Below are 18,786 nucleotides of genomic sequence, written 5' to 3' on the forward strand. Positions count from 1 at the left end.
GAGGTTGGACGCTGCTTAAATAGAATCTCTATAAGTATCGATAATATTCATTATCGATACTTGATGGATCTGCAAGATCCTGTAAGATCCTCCTCAACTTCACATTAAATCATAGAGTTAAGTGACCCACTCCACCTTCCCAAGTCCGGCACAGCACTCGCTGCAGGCCGTATTCGACTCACAGCTCAATAGCCGGGCCAGACGTTTTTTACGCAGTGCCAAAGCCGGCTCCACCCTCAATGCCTACCAGGCGGATACCCGTATCTTTGTCTTCTGGTGCCAGTTGCACGGACTGGATCCCTTGCAGACCACACACCACGACATCATGAACTTTCTCGCGGATCAGGCGGACGGCATCCTGGCGGACTGGGTATGGTTGGATAAGGAAGAGGGGAAAGGTGAACTTCGCAACGGTGAACCTCGTAAACCCGCGACCCTGGTAAGACGGCTTGCCGGCATTCGCTATGCCTTCAAGCAGAAGGGCATCCATCCCATGCCGACCGAGCATGCGGAGATCAAGGAGATGATGCGCGGCATAGTGCGTCTCGGTGACAACCGCAAACGCAAGACGGGGGCCCTGACCCTGACACCGCTCGCCTGCGTACTGGACGAGATAGATACCAACAGCCTGGCGGGGCTTCGGGATTACACCCTGCTGCTCCTGATGTTCAGCGGCGCCTTGCGCCGCTCGGAGGCGGCCAGGATCGAGGTGGATGACCTGCAGTTCGTGGGGCAGGGGATACGGCTTCGCCTCAAGCCGAGCAAGCATCAGCTCCATGAGTCCGAGATCGCCCTCATCCCGGGCCAGCACTACTGCCCGGTGTCGGCGCTGCAGCGCTGGCTGAAGAAGAGCCGGATAGAGGCGGGCCCCCTGTTTCGCCGGATGAACCGCTGGGGACAACTCACGGCCGATCCCCTGGGACCACAGGGGATCAACCTGATGATCAAACGTCGCACCGGCCAGGCCATCGACGACCTCCATGTCAGCGGCCACAGCCTGCGCCGAGGTTTCATCACCTCGGCGGTGACGGCGGGCAAGCCCATGAACAAGATTATCGAGGTGACTCGCCACAAGGACATGCGCACCCTGCAGGAGTACTTCGACGACGCACAAAAGTTCTCCGATCACGCCCTCGCGGGCCTGCTCTGAAAAACCGCGTCACTCTGTTTCTTATGTTAAATGGCATCTAGTTGATTTGATGATATATTTGCCGCACTTCTCCGCATACCTATCCGCAGGGGAGGATTTGCCTCCCGATGCTCTCCGTACAGGAAGGCGTGAGAGATAACGTGTCGAGTTTATCCAATTCAGCAAGGACATATGAGCCAGGAAATCAAAAGCGCCGGGGCACAAGACAATGCCGAACGGCAGCGCCAGCATGTGAAGCGCAAGCAGGAGACCCATAGCCGGCTGCAATGCTGGATAAGCAATCGTCACGCCGAACGGTTGCAGGAGCTGGGTCTCCATCTGGAGGACAGCCAGGCTTCCCTCATCGAGCAGGCGATCGATCTGCTCTACCAGCACGAACTGGTCACCCGGGTGCGCGCCGAGCATTCGCCGGTGGAGGCCCTGGAGTAGGACAGAGACGGAGCATAAAAAAAGCCAGGTACGAATTCCTTGTACCTGGCATAGGGGAATTGGCTCCTTGCAGAGCCGTGCGCTAACTGGTATGCGGATAGCCTTAAGCTTAGACAAGGCTAGGGGCATTTCAAGAACCGGGTAAAAGTTCAACCAGAGTGTGGGTTTTTCAGACTCGAACAGGCGCCATTTTCACTCCTGGGTGCCGGCCTCACTCATTGAACAGGTTGTTGTCCCGTACCAGCTCGCGGGGCAGGGCATTCTTGATACGGCTCCCCACCCATTTCCCCATGCCGAGCGGGTGCCCCTGATAGCGGACGATCACCTCGCCGCTCCCCGCATCCTGCTCGGGCCAGACATCCCGGCCCATCATGAACTCCCGCGCATTGGCGGCATCGAGCTCGACGCATCCCCGTGTGGCCAGCGTGCCGTAGGCCAGCGCCCATTCATGGGTCAGTCGATACCCTTTCTTGAAGGTCTCCGCCAGCTTGATGCCGATGCGATCGAAGCGCAGCTTGCCCTGTACCTGCTCGAAGGCGCGGGGGAAGAGCCAGATCTCGTCGTTGCGCCCAAACAGCCGGCCACTGGGGGCGATGCCGAAGCTCGCCGCTATCTCCCGCAGCATGGGGTCGGCCTCTTTCTCAGGCAGAGGAGAGAAGGGGAACTTGCCGAGCTTGCCCGGCTTGAACATGATGTTGGGCACCGAGTGGTGCTTGCGCAGCCTGGCGACGAAGAAGCCCTCGCTGTCGAAGATCTGGGGCCAGACGTGCAGGAATCCCTCCGGGGTACAGGCCTTCTCTGCATCGGGGAAAAGGTTGGCCAGGGAGTCAACGCTCAGGGCATCGCCGAACTTCTCCTGCAGCGACTGACAGACGGCCTGATTCTCCTGCAGGCTCAGGGTACAGGTGGAGTAGACCAGCACACCGCCGGGTTTGAGGGCGTGGAAGGCGCTCTCCAGCAGACCCCGCTGCACCGCCGCTATCTCCTCGATGCTCTCGAGGCTCCAGTTGCGCAAGGCGTCTTCATCCTTGCGCACCGTCCCCTCGCCGGAGCAGGGGGCGTCGAGCAGAATGGCGTCGAAGGTTTCCGGCAGCCACTGACCAAAGACCTTGGCATCGAAATGGGTCATGCCGACATTGGTCACGCCACAACGCTGGAGATTCGCGCTCAGCACTTTCAGCCTGCTGCTGGAAAACTCGTTGGCGATCAGCATGCCCTGGTTCTCCATCAGCGCCGCGATCTGGGTGGTCTTGGAGCCGGGAGCGGCCGCCGCATCCAGCAGCATGCCATCGTGCTTGATCCGATCGCTGGCGAAGAGCGCCGTCACCGGCAGCATGGAGCTCGCCTCCTGGATGTAGAAGAGGCCGCACAGGTGCTCGGCGGTGTTGCCAAGGGGGACGCTTTCATCGCTGCGAGTGAGCCAGAAGCCGGTGTCGCACCAGGGCACGGGATCCAGCTGCCAGCCCAGTGGCGCCATGCGGGCGATAAAGTCGGACACGGAGATCTTGAGGGTGTTGACCCGGATGCTGCGCCGCAGCGGTCGCCGACAACTCGCCACGAAGTCCTCCATGGAGAGGTGGGGCGGCATGAAGGCCGCAATGTGGCGTAGGAAGTGATCGGGGAGGTAGGTGTTGTCGTGCACGGCGCAATCTCGCTGACCCAAAATGAGGGGCGACATCTTACCACAGCACCGGCCTGTTCTTCAGGCGCCTTTGCTCTGGCCACAGGAGGCCAATCAATAAAAAAACCGGCGCAGGGCCGGTTTTTGACGAATGTGGGATGGCTCAGGGCAGGATGCGGGGGCTCCACGCCAGCCACTCCTTCTCGGCCTTGGCATGAAGCGGATAACGATGGCCGGCCTTGACGGTGGCGCCCATCTCCCGCTCCGGGGTATTGAAGGCGATGCCGCCGGCCAGCAGGCTCTGCACTGTCTCCACCTCTATGGTGCCGCCGGTCAGGCCGATGTCGGCCTTGAGGCCGGAGACGTTCCAGAAGCGACTGTTGGCGCGCACCAGGTGGGCATAATTCCCGTCGACGTTCACGTCGATCAGCACCTCGCTGCCATCCCGGGCCAGGGTCACGCCGGTGACGCTGCCCACCACCATCTTGCGAAACAGCAGGGGGCTGCCGACGCCGATGCCATCGACGGAGGGGCTCTTGAGGGTCAGCGCCAGGCCGACGGGGCCGCTCTGGTGCAGGGGGAAGCGCTCCTTGCCCGCCCCCTGACCGGGGCTCGCCTCCACGAAGGCGCCCTTGATCAGGGTGTCGAGATGGGCGACCCCGCCGAGCCCGACCTTGGCCTGCACAAGGGTATAGCGCGCCCCGGACTGCAGGAAACGGGCGGCATATTGCTGATCCAGCTCGGCCTTGAAACGAACCTGTCCGAGGGAGGGATCCAGTTCGACCTGCTCCACCTTGCCGATGTCTACCCCCCGATAGCGGATGGGGCTGCCCACCCCGAGACCCGGGTTGTGATCGGCGGTCAGGGTGAGAGTGCGCACCTGGGTACCGGCCTGTTCCTTGCTGTCAAAGAGCTGATGGCTGCTGCGACCGGTGCCGAGCCTGTCGAACTCGATGGCGCCGCGCAGCAGGGTGGCGAGGTTCCCCATCTTGACCTGCACCCCGTCGAGCCGGATCTTGCCGTCGATGGCGGCCTTCTTCCAGAACTGGGGCTGCTGCCTGAGCAGGGGCGCATAGACGGCATCGATCTCCAGGGTGATCGCCACGCCGCTGCCCTCGGCCTTCAGCGTCTTGACCTTGCCCGCCTCCAGCCCCAGGTAGAGGACGGGGGAGCCAACGCCTATTCCATCGGCCTGCTCGGCGCGCAGCACCCAGCGTTCTGGCTTGGCATGGCGGCTGCCCAGCAGGGCCAGCTCCTGGCTGGGGTAGAGGCGATCGATGCGCTCGCCCTCCGGTGCCTGCACCAGCTTGATCCCGCCCCCCAGCCAGGCACTCGCCGGGCTGGTTTCCACCTTGACGCCGCTCAGATCCGCCTCGACCAGCAAGGGGGAGGCGCGATAGAAGCGAGCCCGCTGCAGCAGGTGGCGATACCGCTCGTTCACCAGCAGATCGACGCTGGCATTGCCACCGGCGTCCAGGGTCAGCGCCCCCAGCTGGCCTATCTGCAGGCCCTTGAACCAGAGCGGCGCCCCCTCGGTCAATCCCGCGAGGTCATCCGCCTGCAGGGTCAGCGGGATGCCGCCGCGCTGGGCCTGGCTCTCCAGCGTCATGGTGCTGACCCGCTCGCCCGCCGCATAGTCGAGGCGGATGGCGGGCCCGGCCAGCAGGCGATCCGCATGCTTGAGCCCGGACGGGGAGAGGGAGACCGTCTCCCAGACGAGGCGGCTCTTGCCGGTCATCCGAAACGCCTGCTCGGGGTTGATCAGCGCCGTGACGACCCGGCCCTGCTCGGTGAGTCGAATGGGGTCGACCCGACCAATCTCTATCCCTTCATAGAGAATGGGCATGCCCTCCTTGATGGGCAGATCGTCCGCCTGGATGGTGATGCGCTCGCCCCTGGCCGCCTCGGCCAGCCCCTTGTAGAGCACGAAGTTGAGCCCCTTCTCGGCTACGGGAGAAGCCTTGGGAGAATCGAAGGCGATGCCGCCGCTCAGGATGGAGGTGAGGCTGCCGGCCTCCACGCTGACGCCCGCCAGACTGAACGAACCCTTGATGCCGCTGATGTTCCAGAAGCGGCTGTCCACCTTGACGAGATGCTCGAAGCGCGGCTCTATCACCAGATCCAGGATCACGTGCTGGTTCTCTTCCCCGAGGCGGGTGTTGATGACGCTGCCCACCTCCAGGCCCCGGAAGTAGATCTTGGCTCCGATGCCGACCGACCCCAGCGAGTCGGCCGTCAGGTGCAGGGTGCGCCCCTGGGCCTGATAGCCGGGGGGAGGGCCGTCCAGGGCGTCGAATTCATCTTCCAGCGGGTTGTTCTCCCGCCCGGGCTGCAGGTTGATGTAGTTACCGGACACCAGGGTATCCAGGCCAGAGATCTCGGTGAGCGACGCCTTGGGGCTCACCAGCCAGAAGTCGGACCCCTTGCGAATGAGTGGGCGGGCGCGGCTGTCGACCTTGGCCAGCACGGCGATCTTGCGACCATCCTGCGCCAGCTCCAGCTCCTGGACCACGCCGATGGCCACCCCCTGATAGCGCAGCTGGGTCTTGCCCGGCAAGATGCCGTTGCCCTGGGCAAAGTTGATGCGGATCAGCTGGCCACTGCTCGCCCACTGCTGATAGATGAAGCCTCCCGCCAGCAAGAGGGCGATGAAGGGCAACAGCCAGACCGGGGATAACCAGCGATGTTTCTTAATGACGGGTTCAGCCCCGATCATACCGACTCCTTACATTGGCCGTGATGGCACGGCACATCCGAGACAAAAGAGATTAACGGGCCGCCTTGTCCCACAACAGGCGGGTATCGAGCATCCGGGCCGACATCATGGTGAGCACCACCACGCCGGCGAAGGCCGTCGCCCCAGGGCCTGCACGCACGTTGAGCAGCACGCCGCGATCCACCAGGGCCACCATCAGGGAGATGACGAACAGATCCAGCATGGACCAGCGCCCGATGAAATCGATGATGCGGTACATGATGAGCTGACGCTTGCGCCGCACCGGCTTGCTGCGCTGCAACTGCCAGCAGATCCAGCCAAGGCCCAGGATCTTGCCAATGGGGACTATGATGCTCGCGGTCAGCACTATGGTGGCGATGCCGGACATCTTGCTGCGATAGAGCGCCATGATACCGCTGAAAATGGTATCGGACTGCAATAATCCCTTGTTGTAAAAGTGGGTGATGGGCAGCAGGTTGGCCGGCAGCAGCATGAAGGTAGCCAGCGCCAGCAGGCCCCACGACCAGGCAAGCGAATGGGGGATGCGCATCTGCAAGGAGGTGTGACAGCGCGGGCAGTTCATGGCGCTCTGGTAACGCACCAGCAAGCCGCAGGTATGGCAGCGGCAAAGCCCCAGTTCACGGGCGCTGGTCGGGTGCATGTTCCGGCTCCAGAGAGGCTGGTTGCAGCGGTATCCGCTCCCAGTAGGGGGCGGGATCGAACAGGATCAAGAGCGTCATGTTGAGCAGCATCAGGCAGCCGAGGCTCAGCAGACCGCCTCCCAGACGCACGTCGGCGATGTCGATCAGTTTGAACAGGGCGACCAGCAGGCTGACGATGTAGACCTCCAGCATGGCCCAGTGCCGGAATACCTCGACCGACTTCAGCGTTGGCGCCAGCAGGTGCCAGCGCTTGGCCAGACCGGAGGCGAGGGCAAAAATTCCGAGCAACAGCCCTGTCGGCGCCAGCACGGCGCACCAGAGCACCAGACTCGCCACCCAGACTTCGCTCTCTGCAAACAGCATGAGTATGCCCTTGACCAGGTTGGCATCGGAGTTGACCCCGGCCAGACGCAGATAGATCAGGGGCTCAAAAAAGGCGGAGGGCAACAACAGGAAACCCGTGATGGTGAGCGCCATCAACTGGGAAGGGCGAAAGGCATAGCGCCCGTAGAGGTGCTGGTGACAGCGGGGGCAATGGGCGTGACGGCGCAGCGGCAGCAACTTGCGTTCGATCAGCAAGTCACAGGCCGGACAGACGATCACGGAGTGCGGATCCGACATACGATTCAACCTGTTGAAGGAATTGATAAAATTTACCCTAAAACGCCTTCGCTGTCTTGCCGTACCACCGACTTGTCGCCAAGAAAGGCCTTCAGCCTGCGCAAAAGGCTGAAGAACGGGCGACAGGCGAGGGGGAGTGTCAACGCAACTCGCTCAGCGTCACTGGGCTGGGTTGCGCTTCCTCCGTATCCTGATTTGCAATACTGTATATCCATACATATACTCATGTGCACTATCAGAGGAGGACGCCGCTATGGCCGTTGAAATCAAGTATGTTGTGGTCCGTGGGGGAGTGGAGAAGATGACCTTTGCCAGCAAGAAAGAGGCCGATGCCTATGACAAGCTGCTGGATACCGCCGACGAACTGATGACGCTGCTGGCAGGTGCCCCCATCGCGCTGGCACCAGAGCAGCAGGAGAGCCTGGCCTTTTACCTGGCCGAGCAGCGGGATCAGCTGCAGAACGTGCTGCGCGGGGGCAAAGGGCAGGGAAGTGTCCCCAGGGAAGAGAAGGTGGATGCCGAGCCGCCGAAGGGCAAGGCCCTCAAGAGCGTGGCCTGACACGAACGAACGGGCAGGGGGCTGCGAGAAAACGGCGGCCCTCTGGATATGCACTTAAAAAGCAATTCAAGTCATTTTAAATGGTATTTACCCCGAGAATTTTCCAACCAAGCTGCATATTCATTGAATAATCCTGGTATTCGTCATGATGGGGGCCACACCGGGATCTCCAGGTCATCGACCTCAAGACAACCGGCAGGCCCTGATGCCGATAACCCCATTTATCGGCATCAGGGTTCAGTGGCGCCCACCCATACTCATTCAAACGACACCACAAGTACCACCATGACAGATCCCTCACTGCCACCCGCCATGCCGCTGTTCGATGGCGTCAATCATCTGGAGGCCGGCAACTCTCAGGTCAACCAGTACCTGGCCACCCTGAGCTTTGGCACTGTCCCCGATGCGGGCCTCGTCTACGAGCTGGCCGTCGACTGGCTGCTGGAGCAGCGCCATAGCGAAAACAATTACAAGACCTACCGCAGCGAGCTGACCACCTTCCTGCACTGGTGCTTCTGCGAGGTGGCCATCAGCCCGAAAGACCTCACCAGGCGCATCATGATGCGCTATCTCGACTATTGTCAGGCACCGCCATCCGAGCTTATTGCCTATCGCAACGTCGCCCAGTTCGTATTCGACAAGGAGTGGGGGGAGAGGCTGCCCAACCCCTTGTGGCGACCGTTTCTGGGCAAGCGGGAGCTGGGCCGCGAGCTGCCATACCGCCTGAGCGAGCAGGCGATGAAAACCAAGCTCGCCATCCTGTCCGCCTTCTTCCAGTTTCTCATTCAGGAGGAGTACATGGACCGCAATCCGGCGCTCCTGCTGCAACGGGTGAAGCGACCGGACAGCCAGGATATGGGCGAAGAGGCCCAATCCTTCACCGAACTGCAGTGGTCCTATGTGATGCAGGCCGCCGAACAGCTGGCAACCGAATGTCCGGCTCAGCATGAGCGCAGCCGGTTTCTCATCTGCCTGATGTACGCCTGTTATCTGCGGATCTCCGAGGTGGCGGCCAGACCCGGCTTCAGTCCCGTCATGAGCCAGTTTCGCCGCGACAGCAAGACCGGGGTCTGGGGCTATGACATACCCCGCAGCAAAGGCGGCAAACGCCGCACCGTGGCCGTTTCCCAGGCCTTGCTGGAGGCGTTGGCACGTTATCGCACCTTTCTTGGGCTCTCGCCGCTGCCCACCCCGGGCGAACAGACGCCGCTGTTCGTACGCCACAAGGCGGCCGCCCATGGCCGGGAGCAAGGCGAGCTCAATGCCAATCTCGGGATCCGCCAACTGCGCGACTTGGTGATGGCGGTCTTCGAGCAAGCGGCCAGCCTAGCCGAGCAGGATGGCTTTGCCCAGGATGCCGCCGAGATGCGCACCCTGACGCCGCATTCCATCCGCCATACCGGCATCACCCACGACATCAATCTTCATGGCCGGCCGCTGTCACACGTGCAAGCCGACGCCGGACACGACAGCATAGACACCACCTCCAAATATCTGCACACCGGCAACAGCGAACGCCACGAGAGCGCCAGTCGCAAACCGCTGGACAGGCTGATCGAGTAGAGGTCGTGAGCGGTGAGAGATAACAGATGACAAGTCACGAATACCTGTTCATCAAGATCAAGGCACGACAAAAGTCATACAGAGGTGGTGAACCATCGCCCGCCGGTTTCCCTGAAACCCCATAACCGCGCATAATGTATATTATGTTAAATTAAATGTGCTTGTTTCCTGTTCCCCTCAATTGAACTGTGTATAATGCTGACAATTGATCCTATTCCCGACCGGATGTCTTAAGTGGCTGAATTAACATCAGAACAACTAAAACCCGCTTTCACGATTGAGCAGTTTCCCGCGCTCAGCGAACTCGACCCCATCCCTTTTTCCGCCCTGCAGCCCAGAGCCATTTCGGGCATCAAGCGGTTGGCCAGTTTTGACGGTGACTGCCCGGTCATGATCCTCAACGGCTTCCCCGGTGCGGATTATGAGAATGTCTGTCAGACCCTGATCGCCACCTCCAATGGCAAGGATGGCGATCTGTTCGATCTCTGTTACACCGAGAACCTGAACAACCCGTTCAAGCCCATCTGGCTCAGGCTGCAACCGGGCTCCGGTTTCGAATTCTGCGAGATGGTCGGTGAATTGCTCAAGCTGATGAGCCATCACCTGGATGCCGAGCGCCTCGTCACCCGGATCATCCGCAAGCAGAACAACGACCCCAAGATCGTGGACTTTCTCTCCGATCTCGCCGCCCATGTGGCCCAGGGGCTCGAGTTCCAGCACCCCGTGCTCATCAACCTGCTCATTCATCATGAAGATCAGCAGGCCCCCGTCATCTATGGTCGCGACTTGAATTGGGACACCCTGTTCGGCTCCATCAACTACCAGACGGAACAAGGCTCGGTCTATGCCAACCAGCATTTGCTGGAGCCGGGGTTGCTGCGGGAAGCCAACGGCGGCTACCTCATCCTGCAACTCGACGAGTTGCTGGATCAGCCCCACCTCTGGTTCAAGCTCAAGAACGCCATGCAAAAAGGCGAGCTGGACTGGAATGCCTATCAGGAAGGCAAGACGCTGACGCCTTTCTTCACCCCGGAGGCGACACCGATCCGGTTCAAGCTGATCCTGGTGGGCGATCGACTGGAGGTGGCCGAGTTCCAGATGCTGGACCGAGATATGGCGGAACGCATCTTCCTGCGCGCCGACCTGGTTTCCGAGGTCAATATCGAAGAGGACTTGCCCGAATTTCTGCAATATCTGGCCTGGCTGCGCGAGCGCTGGGAGTTGCTGGATTTCACCCCAAGCGCCCTTCTCGCCCTCTGTCGCCACGCCAGCCGCCTGTGCGATCATCAGGAGTGGCTCTCCATCGAAGAGGTACAGCTCGGCGCCATCATGCGCATGGCCGACAGCCTGGCCCGCGAGCTGGAAGCAGGCAGCGTGACCGATGAGCACATCATGCTCGCCCTGGAGGAGCAGGATTACCGCCTCAACTACCTGGTGGAACAGTCGGATCAGGGGGTCATCGACGGCCAGATCCTGCTGCAGACCGACGGTGAGGAGGTCGGCCAGATCAACGGCCTCTCCGTCATCCAGGTCGCGGGTCACCCCTACGACTTCGGCGAGCCGGTGCGCCTGACCGCCACCGTTCACCTGGGGGACGGGGACGTGGCGGACATCGAGCGCAAGGCGGAACTCGCCGGACACATCCATGCCAAGGCGATGATGATCATTCACGGCTACCTCTCCAACAAGTTCGGTGCCGAGAACCCCTCCCCCCTCTCGGCCAACCTGGTGTTCGAGCAGTCCTACCACGAGATCGATGGCGACAGCGCCTCCCTGACCGGTCTGTGCGCCCTGCTCTCCGCCCTCGCCCGCCAGCCCATTTACCAGCACTTCGCCGTCACCGGTGCGGTCGATCAGTTTGGCAACGTGCAGGCGGTGGGCGGCGTGAACGAGAAGATCGAAGGCTTCTTCCGGGTGTGCAAGATCCACGGTCTCACCGGCAAGCAAGGTATCTTGCTGCCCGGCACCAACGCCCAGCAGCTCAATCTCTCCGACGAGGTGATCGCCGCCGTCGAGGCTGGCCAGTTCCATATCCATCCGGTGGATCACGTGGAAGAGGCCATCGAACTGCTGACCGGTTGCGTCGCGGGTGAACCCGACATGCCGGATACCCTGTTTGGCCGCATCCAGGAGCGACTGGATGAGCTCAATGGCACGACCGCCAAGAGCGGCCTGCTACGGCGCCTGCTCGACCGGCTATTCGGCCATTGAATGAAGTGATCGGAGTTGTTTGGCGAACAACTGTACGCTAAATTGGCCCGGCTTTGACCCATATGAAGGATAAACAGCGTGACCCTAGACAACGACACCACTAATCCCCGCCTCTCCCTGTGCGAACAAGGCAAAGAGTCCTTTACCCGTGAAGAGCTGCTTGCCTGCAGCCGTGGCGAATTATTTGGTGAGGGTAACAGCCAGCTGCCCGCCCCCAACATGCTGATGATGGATCGCATCGTCAAGATCAATGACCACGGCGGCGAGCATGGCAAGGGCGAAATCCTGGCCGAGCTCGACATCACCCCGGACCTCTGGTTCTTCGATTGCCACTTCCCCGGTGATCCCGTCATGCCGGGCTGTCTGGGGCTGGATGCCATGTGGCAACTGGTCGGCTTCTTCCTGGGCTGGAAAGGCGGCCCTGGCAAAGGCCGTGCGCTGGGTGTCGGTGAAGTCAAGTTCACCGGCCAGATCCTGCCGACCGCCAAGAAGGTCACCTACAAGATCACCTTCAAGCGCGTCATCAATCGCAAGCTGGTCATGGGCATTGCCGACGGCGTGGTGGAAGTGGACGGTCGTCCCATCTACAGCGCGACCGACCTGAAAGTGGGTCTGTTCAAAGACACCACCGCATTCTGATCTTCCGCTCTGGTTCAGTGCCAGAGGGATAACGTAAAGGGGCCGCCAAGGCCCCTTTCCTGTTTGAAATGAGTGATGAAGTATCGGTTACTTCATGAAGAGGCCTGAGCCTCGCCCTTCCATGGCGTCGCGCCAACCACCAAGCCAGTGCCCTCTGGCATCCAAGCATTGATAAGGACACGCTTCTTTCTGTTTGCCGACTACGCCAGCCTGATAACCACGAGCGCGAGCTCTCTCCAGACGGTCCCGTTTCTGTCTCTTCATCATCTACGACCCTCTTCGTGGAACAAAAAAAGCGACCAGTTTTTCACCGGTCGCCTTCATCTTTACCCCAGGGGGGAGGCAGGGTCAAACAAAAAATTCCATGCTATTCAGGGGTTGTGACACAAGATACTGAAGTGCATTAATTTTTCATGACACATTTTTATCGCTGGTAACGACGCAGCCAGGCAAAGGGCAAGGCCAGCAGAGTCAACCAGAACAGGCTGCCACCGCCACCTTCACCATCCTGACCGGTCTGGTTGTTGACCGGGGCATTGCTGACCACATAGCTGGCCGGCGTGTTGCCCTGGTAGTCCGCCACCGCCGGCGTCAGCTTGACGGCCACCACGGTCGCATTGGTGCGGTTGTTCAGATCGCTCTCGCTGGCGTAGCGGTAGGCGGTCGCGGCTATGGTGCCATCGCTGCTGATACCGCTGGCATAGGCGATGTGGTAGTAGTAACCGTTCTGGGCGCACTGCTTGGCGCCCGCATCGTTCAGGCCGCAGATCAGGTCGTTCAGATACCAGCTGTTGCTCGGGGCAGCCGCGTTGAGCAGGAAGGCCTCCTGCATGCGGTTGGTGCCGTTGACCACCGGCTGGGTCTGATGACGGGAGTCGCGCCAGCCGACCACCATGTTGTGGTCATTGATGGCCGCCGCCTCGGAGCCGGAGCCGGAGAGCGGCTTGTCCTGCAGGGGAAGGGTGGCCGCCGTGCCGGGCGTGCCCAGATTGAACAGGAACATCTCCACCGGGCGGTTCTGCCCCTTGTTGATGCGGTAGCGCTGGTTGCCTATCACGTAGCCGTTGTCGTTGACCGCCACTGCCCAGCTATGTTGCAGCACGCCGTCGTCCTTGCCCGGCTCGCCATCCGGCAGCGGAATGACCTTGGTGGCGCCCACTGTGCCGGCGTTCAGATCCAGAGCCCAGTAGCTGGCCAGGTTGCGGCCATCCAGGTCCCCCGACCCCACCTCGCCGGTGGAGCTGTAACCCACGCCATAGAGGGTGCCGTTGTATTCGGCCGCGCCGAGCGCGGAGGCCGTCTGCAGCACCTCATCCCGTCGATGGGCATAGTCGGGTGCCTGCATCAGCTTGCTGAGGCCGCCGGAGCCATTGAGCAGCCAGAAGCTGGCCTGGGTATCGGCACCTGGGCAGTACCGGAAGTCGCCGTACTCATCGTCGTTGCCCTCGAAGCACCACTTGTAGAAATCGCCGCCCACCTTGTGGCGATACTTGTCGGTAGCGGCGGTGCCGGTCACCAGATACTGGCCGTTGTCCAGCTTCTTGATGCTGGTCGGGACACTCAGGCTGTGGGTGCTGGCAGCATCTTTCAGCTCGACCGTGTCACCATCCCCCGCGATGGCGAAGGCGGTGCGCAGCTTGCCATCCATCGTGTAACCCACTTGGGTGTCCGGCGTCTCACCAAGGGCCGTCACCAGGCCATCGGTCTCGCTCTGTTGTACGTCACCTACGTTGCTGCGCTGATCGACGATGTCGAGGAAGTCACGGCGCCACTGATAGGTAAAACCGGCGTTGTCATCCCAAAAGGAGTCGCAAACGGAGCTTGACAGGAAGCAGCCCTGCTCGAAACGGAAACGATCGACCAGGAAGTCGGCAGAGCGCACGGTCGAGAAGTATTCGGCCATGTTGTTCTTGGTGTTGATCCCGACGAGGCTGCTGCCATCTGCGCTGATCGCGCTAGCATAGCCTTTGACTTCGTCATCGACGATGGTGAAAAAGGAGCTTTGTGCCGCCTGCGCGTTGAGGCTGGCGCCGACCAGGATGGCCAGCATGGATAATTGCTTTTTCATCTACTTCCTTAGTCTTGATGTTTCAACGCTTCCAACTCCTCCCAGCGGGAGAAGGCGTGTTCCAATGCGGCTTCTGCCGCATTCAATGCATCCAGTCTGGGCTGGGTCTGCTCCGCGGGCAGGGAGAAGAAACCGGGGTGGTTGATCTCGGCCTGCAGGGCATCGAGCTCGGCTTCCAGCTGCTCCAGCCGGGCAGGCAGATTATCCAGCTCCAGTTGCAACTTGTAAGAGAGTTTGCGCGTTTTTTTCGCCGGCTCTGCCGCCTGCGCGACAGGCTCTGCCACCTTGACCGACGCCGCCTTGGCCGCCAGCAGGGAAGCCTGCTGGGCGCGGGTGGCCATCATGTCGGCATAGCCCCCGACATAATCGCTGATCCGCCCATCCCCTTCAAACAGCCAGCAACCGGTCACCGTATTGTCGATGAAACGGCGATCGTGGCTGACCAGCAGCAGGGTGCCCGGGTAATCGGTGAGCAGCTCCTCCAGCAATTCCAGCGTTTCGACATCCAGGTCGTTGGTTGGTTCATCGAGAATCAACAAGTTACTGGGTTTGAGGAAGAGCTTGGCCAACAGTAGACGGTTTTTCTCGCCCCCTGACAAGGCCTTCACCGGGGTACGCGCCCGCTTGGGCTCGAACAGGAAGTCCTGCAGGTAGCCGAGGATGTGGCGGGAACGCCCGCGCACCATCACCTCCTGCTTGCCCTCCCCCACGTTGTCCACCACCGTCTTCTCGGGATCGAGCTGCTCGCGGTACTGATCGAAATAGGCCACCTCCAGGTTGGTTCCCTGGCGCACCGACCCGCGGCTCGCCTCGAGCTGGCCCAGCAGCAGCTTGATCAGGGTCGACTTGCCGCAGCCATTGGGGCCGACCAGGGCTATCTTGTCCCCGCGCAGCACCTGCAAATCCAGCCCCTGGAACAGGGTGCGATCGCCAAAGTCCAGACCCAGTCCCTCGGTCTCGAACACCAGCTTGCCGGAGCGGCCCGCCTCGTCCAGCTGCAGCTTGGCCTTGCCCTGCAGCTCGCGGCGCTGGTTACGCTCCATGCGCATCGCCTTGAGGGCGCGCACCCGCCCCTCGTTGCGGGTGCGGCGGGCCTTGATCCCCTGACGCACCCACACCTCTTCCTGGGCCAGCTTGCGGTCGAACTCGGCGTTTTTCAGCTCCTCGACCCGCAGCCACTCCTCCTTGCCCTGCAGGTAGTCGTCATAGTTGCCGGGCCAGGAGGTGATCACGCCGCGATCGAGATCGATGATCCGGGTCGCCAGCTTGTGAATGAACTCCCGGTCGTGGGAGATGAAGACGATGGCGCCGCGAAAGTCCTTGAGGAACTCTTCCAGCCAGTTGATGGCGTCGATGTCCAGGTGGTTGGTCGGCTCGTCCAGCAACAGCAGATCCGGATCGCAGGCCAGGGCGCGGGCCAGGGCCACCTTGCGCAGCCAGCCGCCGGAGAGGCTGTCGAGGGTCACGTCGGGGTCGAGATCGAGCAGGGTCAGCACCTGGTTGATGCGGGTCTCGAACTGCCAGCCGTTCTGATAGTCAAGCTGCTCCTGCAACTGGCTCATGGTGCGAATGTTGGCATCGGAGGGGTCGCTCGCCAGCGCCATGGAGACATGGTGATACTGCTTGAGCAGCTCCCCCACCCCGGCCAGCCCTTCGGCGGCGTAATCGAACACGGTGAGCTCACTCGAGGCGGGGGGATCCTGCTCGAGACGGGTCACTTTCAAGTCCTGCTGCAACACCAGGCGACCTTCGTCCAGCGGTAGTTCGCCGGCGATGACCTTCATCAGGGTGGACTTGCCCGCCCCGTTGCGCCCCACCAGGCAGAGGCGCTCGCCCCGCTCTATGGTGAGCTCGGCCTGATCCAGCAGCGGGAAGTCACTGAACGACAGGGAGGCGCCGTGCAATGTCAAAAGAGCCATGTTTGTTCCTTGTTGCTTATGAAAAAACGGGCGGCAGACTGGATCTGCCCCCGTTTCATCGTCAAATCGGTATCACCCCTGGGCCTGCCACGCCTGGAGCTCCGCCAGGGTGAAGGGCCAGCCCAGTTCGCGGCCGGCCTCATCGCAGAGCACCGGGATCCGCACCCGGTAGGCCGCGAGCCAGGCGTCATCGTCCAGGATGTCGCAGCGGCGGGTCAGCTCCGCCAGCCCGGCCTGCTCCACCAGCGCCCAGGCCTGCTCGCACAGGTGGCAGCCGTCGGTGTGAAACAGGGTCAGCATCAGCCCTGCGCCTCGGCGTGGGTGATGATCCAGCAGTTGTGGATATGCTGGTTGCGCTCGAAATCCTTCGGCCGGGTCTTGCCGGTGATGTTCTGGGCCTTGAGGCCGATGGCCTCGAGTCCGGCCAGGTCCATCTTGAAGTGGCGCTTGTTGTTGGAGAAGACCAGGGTGCCGTCCGCCGCCAGCAGGCGTTTGAGGTGCTGCATCAGCAGCAGGTGATCCCGCTGCACGTCGAAGCTCTCGTCCATCCGCTTGGAGTTGGAGAAGGTGGGCGGATCGATGAAGATGAGGTCGTACTGCTCATCCGCCTCGGAGAGCCACTTCAGGCAGTCCGCCTGGACGAACTTGTGCTCACGGCCCACCAGCGAGTTCAGGCGCATGTTGTCCTGCGCCCAGTTGAGATAGGTGCGGGACATGTCCACCGTGGTGGTCTCGCGGGCGCCGCCCAGCCCCGCGTGCACCGTGGCGCTGCCGGTGTAGGCGAACAGGTTCAGGAAGCGCTTGCCCCTGGCCATCTGGCCCAGCATGCGGCGGGTCTGACGGTGATCGAGGAAGAGGCCGGTGTCCAGGTAGTCGTAGAGGTTGACCCACAGCCGCGCCCCGTACTCCTGCACCTCCATCCGGTGCTGCTCTTCGGAGAGCTTCTGGTACTGCTGCTTGCCCTCCTGACGCTCGCGCACCTTCAGGATCACCTTCTCGCCGTCCATGCCGGTCACCTTGATGGCGGCCTGCACCATGTCGAGCAGACGCTGACGGGTCTTCTGGGCGGGAATGTCCTTGGGCGCGGCATACTCCTGCACCACCAGATAATCCCGGTAGCGGTCGATGGCGGCGTTGTATTCCGGCAAGTCCGCGTCATAGAGGCGATAGCAGTCGAGGTTTTCCTTGCTGGCCCACTTCTCCAGGGCCTTGAGGTTCTTTCGCAGGCGGTTCGCGAAGTCCTGGGCCACCTCTTTCTGGGAGGCAACGGAGTCCAGCGCGATCTGGTAGTTGCGCAGCTGGCACTCGAGCGCCCCGTTGAACAGGCGGTACTGCTTGTCGGCGCGCAGGCGCAGGCAGCTCAGCAGCTCGGGCGAGGCGGAGAGGATGGTGACTCGCCAGCCCTGGAAGCTGCGGCGCAGGGCATCGCCGAGCGCCTGGTGCACTTCCAGCAGCGCCGGAAACTCCCCAAGACGCTCGCCATAGGGCGGGTTGGAGATGAGCATGCCCACTTGGCGCGCCTCCCCTTCGGCCGGCATGGGCAGCGGGTTCTCCAGGGCGGTGACGTCGGCCTGCTTGAAGGTGACGAGGTGGGCCACGCCGGCGGCTTTCGCATTGTCACGGGCCTTCGCCAGCACGCGGGAGTCCGCATCACAGCCGAACAGCTTCACTTCGCAGCGCTGCATGCCGCGCTTGGCACGCACCTGGGCCTCCATCAGCAGGCTCTGCCACAATTCGCCATCGTGCTGTAGCCAGCGATCGAAGCCGAAGCGCTCGCGGCGCAGGGCCGGCGCCATGTCGGCGGCGATAAAGGCCGCTTCAATCAGCAGGGTACCGGAACCGCACATGGGGTCCATCATGGGCTCGCCGGCCCAGCCGCTGCGGGCGATCATGGCCGCGGCCAGGTTCTCCTTGAGGGGCGCCTCACCGGTGCCCTGGCGATAGAAGCGCTGATGCAAGGCGGGACCGGACAGGTCCAGCGTGATGTTGGCCTTGCCCTTGCCCAGATGCGCCATGATGCGGATGTCCGGGGACTTCTTGTCCACGTCCGGGCGCACGTGGCCGCGCTTGGTGAAGCGATCGACGATGGCATCCTTGATCTTGAGCGCCCCGTACTGGGTATTGCGGATGGAAGCATTGGTCCCGGTAAAGTCCACCGCTATGGTGGCGGTGCCGGAGAAGTGCTCTTCCCAGGGGATGGTGTGGGCTCCCAGATAGAGATCCAGATCGTCGTTCATCTGGAATTCGGAGAGCACCAGCACGATGCGGGAGGCGAAGCGGCTCCACAGGCAGGCCTTGTAGCCGATGGCCAGTTCGCCCTTGAAGTGGACGCCGGCCACGGTCTCACGGACCTGCTCCGCGCCCAGATTGGTCAGCTCGACGGCCAGCAGGTTTTCCAGCCCCTTGGGGCAGGTTGCAAAAAATTCTTTCATCACGCTCACGGGGATGCCATAAAAATAGTGCCGCATTATACCTTATCGGCCCGCGCTCGGCACCCGAACCTTGGGCATCACACGAATATTAACGGCGCCGGGTACGGCATGAGGTCGCCCTCCTCCCCTCGCAGGCAGCAGGATCTCCGGAATGAACGGGCGATGCCTCCCTATTTCAAGGGAACGATATCGAAGG

The 18,786-nt window shown here is 61.7% G+C and carries 15 protein-coding genes; 6 read left to right on the plus strand and 9 right to left on the minus strand.

Annotated features, from left to right (window positions below; all coding sequences use genetic code 11):
• The first annotated feature begins 160 nt into the window (after positions 1-160).
• Both I6L39_RS16600 and I6L39_RS16605 read left to right on the plus strand, forming a co-directional pair.
• Positions 161-1,150 carry a site-specific integrase gene (locus I6L39_RS16600; RefSeq protein ID WP_216991824.1) on the plus strand — a complete coding sequence of 330 codons (990 nt, stop codon included), beginning with the start codon at positions 161-163 and terminating at the stop codon, positions 1,148-1,150.
• A 171-nt stretch (positions 1,151-1,321) separates the two neighbouring features.
• Positions 1,322-1,579: a RepB family protein gene (locus tag I6L39_RS16605; RefSeq protein ID WP_042076293.1), complete on the plus strand. Its 258-nt coding sequence runs from the start codon at positions 1,322-1,324 to the stop codon at positions 1,577-1,579.
• A gap of 211 nt (positions 1,580-1,790) precedes the next feature.
• On the opposite strand, the gene rsmF is transcribed toward I6L39_RS16605, so the two are convergent.
• The 4 genes from rsmF to I6L39_RS16625 form a co-directional block, all read right to left on the minus strand.
• A complete protein-coding gene (gene rsmF / locus I6L39_RS16610; protein WP_216991825.1) occupies positions 1,791-3,221 on the minus strand; it encodes a 16S rRNA (cytosine(1407)-C(5))-methyltransferase RsmF in 1,431 nt (476 codons plus the stop codon).
• A gap of 142 nt (positions 3,222-3,363) precedes the next feature.
• Positions 3,364-5,916 carry an MlaD family protein gene (locus I6L39_RS16615; RefSeq protein ID WP_216990275.1) on the minus strand — a complete coding sequence of 851 codons (2,553 nt, stop codon included), beginning with the start codon at positions 5,914-5,916 and terminating at the stop codon, positions 3,364-3,366.
• 52 nt (positions 5,917-5,968) lie between these two features.
• Entirely contained in the window at positions 5,969-6,577 is a 609-nt protein-coding gene (locus tag I6L39_RS16620; RefSeq protein WP_042076288.1) for a paraquat-inducible protein A, read from the minus strand.
• On the minus strand, positions 6,555-7,199 hold the full coding sequence (locus I6L39_RS16625; protein ID WP_209792353.1) for a paraquat-inducible protein A: 645 nt from the start codon (positions 7,197-7,199) through the stop codon (positions 6,555-6,557). Before I6L39_RS16625 ends, I6L39_RS16620 begins: the two co-directional genes overlap by 23 nt.
• 253 nt (positions 7,200-7,452) lie before the next feature.
• Here I6L39_RS16625 and I6L39_RS16630 point away from each other — a divergent pair, with 253 nt between their 5' ends.
• From I6L39_RS16630 to fabA, 4 genes are all read left to right on the plus strand, one after another.
• Positions 7,453-7,758 carry a YebG family protein gene (locus I6L39_RS16630; protein WP_216990276.1) on the plus strand — a complete coding sequence of 102 codons (306 nt, stop codon included), beginning with the start codon at positions 7,453-7,455 and terminating at the stop codon, positions 7,756-7,758.
• A gap of 285 nt (positions 7,759-8,043) precedes the next feature.
• Positions 8,044-9,321 (plus strand): site-specific integrase, encoded by a 1,278-nt coding sequence (locus I6L39_RS16635; RefSeq protein ID WP_216990277.1) that lies wholly within the window; start codon positions 8,044-8,046, stop codon positions 9,319-9,321.
• Between the two features lie 234 nt (positions 9,322-9,555).
• The gene (locus I6L39_RS16640) at positions 9,556-11,532 is read left to right on the plus strand and encodes a Lon protease family protein (RefSeq protein ID WP_216990278.1); all 1,977 of its coding nucleotides are present in this window, start codon (positions 9,556-9,558) and stop codon (positions 11,530-11,532) included.
• A gap of 78 nt (positions 11,533-11,610) precedes the next feature.
• Positions 11,611-12,171 (plus strand): 3-hydroxyacyl-[acyl-carrier-protein] dehydratase FabA, encoded by a 561-nt coding sequence (fabA, locus tag I6L39_RS16645; protein WP_042076258.1) that lies wholly within the window; start codon positions 11,611-11,613, stop codon positions 12,169-12,171.
• Between the two features lie 87 nt (positions 12,172-12,258).
• Here fabA and rmf read toward each other — a convergent pair whose 3' ends face one another.
• The 5 genes from rmf to rlmKL form a co-directional block, all read right to left on the minus strand.
• Positions 12,259-12,435: a ribosome modulation factor gene (gene rmf / locus I6L39_RS16650; protein ID WP_010674759.1), complete on the minus strand. Its 177-nt coding sequence runs from the start codon at positions 12,433-12,435 to the stop codon at positions 12,259-12,261.
• A gap of 160 nt (positions 12,436-12,595) precedes the next feature.
• Positions 12,596-14,239, minus strand: a complete 1,644-nt coding sequence (locus I6L39_RS16655) for a DUF3466 family protein (RefSeq protein WP_216990279.1) — start codon at positions 14,237-14,239, stop codon at positions 12,596-12,598.
• 8 nt (positions 14,240-14,247) lie between these two features.
• The gene (locus I6L39_RS16660; RefSeq protein WP_216990280.1) at positions 14,248-16,158 is read right to left on the minus strand and encodes an ABC transporter ATP-binding protein; all 1,911 of its coding nucleotides are present in this window, start codon (positions 16,156-16,158) and stop codon (positions 14,248-14,250) included.
• A 72-nt stretch (positions 16,159-16,230) separates the two neighbouring features.
• Entirely contained in the window at positions 16,231-16,458 is a 228-nt protein-coding gene (locus tag I6L39_RS16665) for a glutaredoxin family protein (protein ID WP_216990281.1), read from the minus strand.
• Positions 16,458-18,626 (minus strand): bifunctional 23S rRNA (guanine(2069)-N(7))-methyltransferase RlmK/23S rRNA (guanine(2445)-N(2))-methyltransferase RlmL, encoded by a 2,169-nt coding sequence (gene rlmKL / locus I6L39_RS16670; RefSeq protein WP_042076251.1) that lies wholly within the window; start codon positions 18,624-18,626, stop codon positions 16,458-16,460. Before rlmKL ends, I6L39_RS16665 begins: the two co-directional genes overlap by 1 nt.
• Positions 18,627-18,786: the final 160 nt, after the last annotated feature.

This window comes from Aeromonas sp. FDAARGOS 1409 (genome assembly GCF_019048705.1).
Taxonomy (GTDB): Bacteria; Pseudomonadota; Gammaproteobacteria; order Enterobacterales; family Aeromonadaceae; genus Aeromonas; species Aeromonas sanarellii.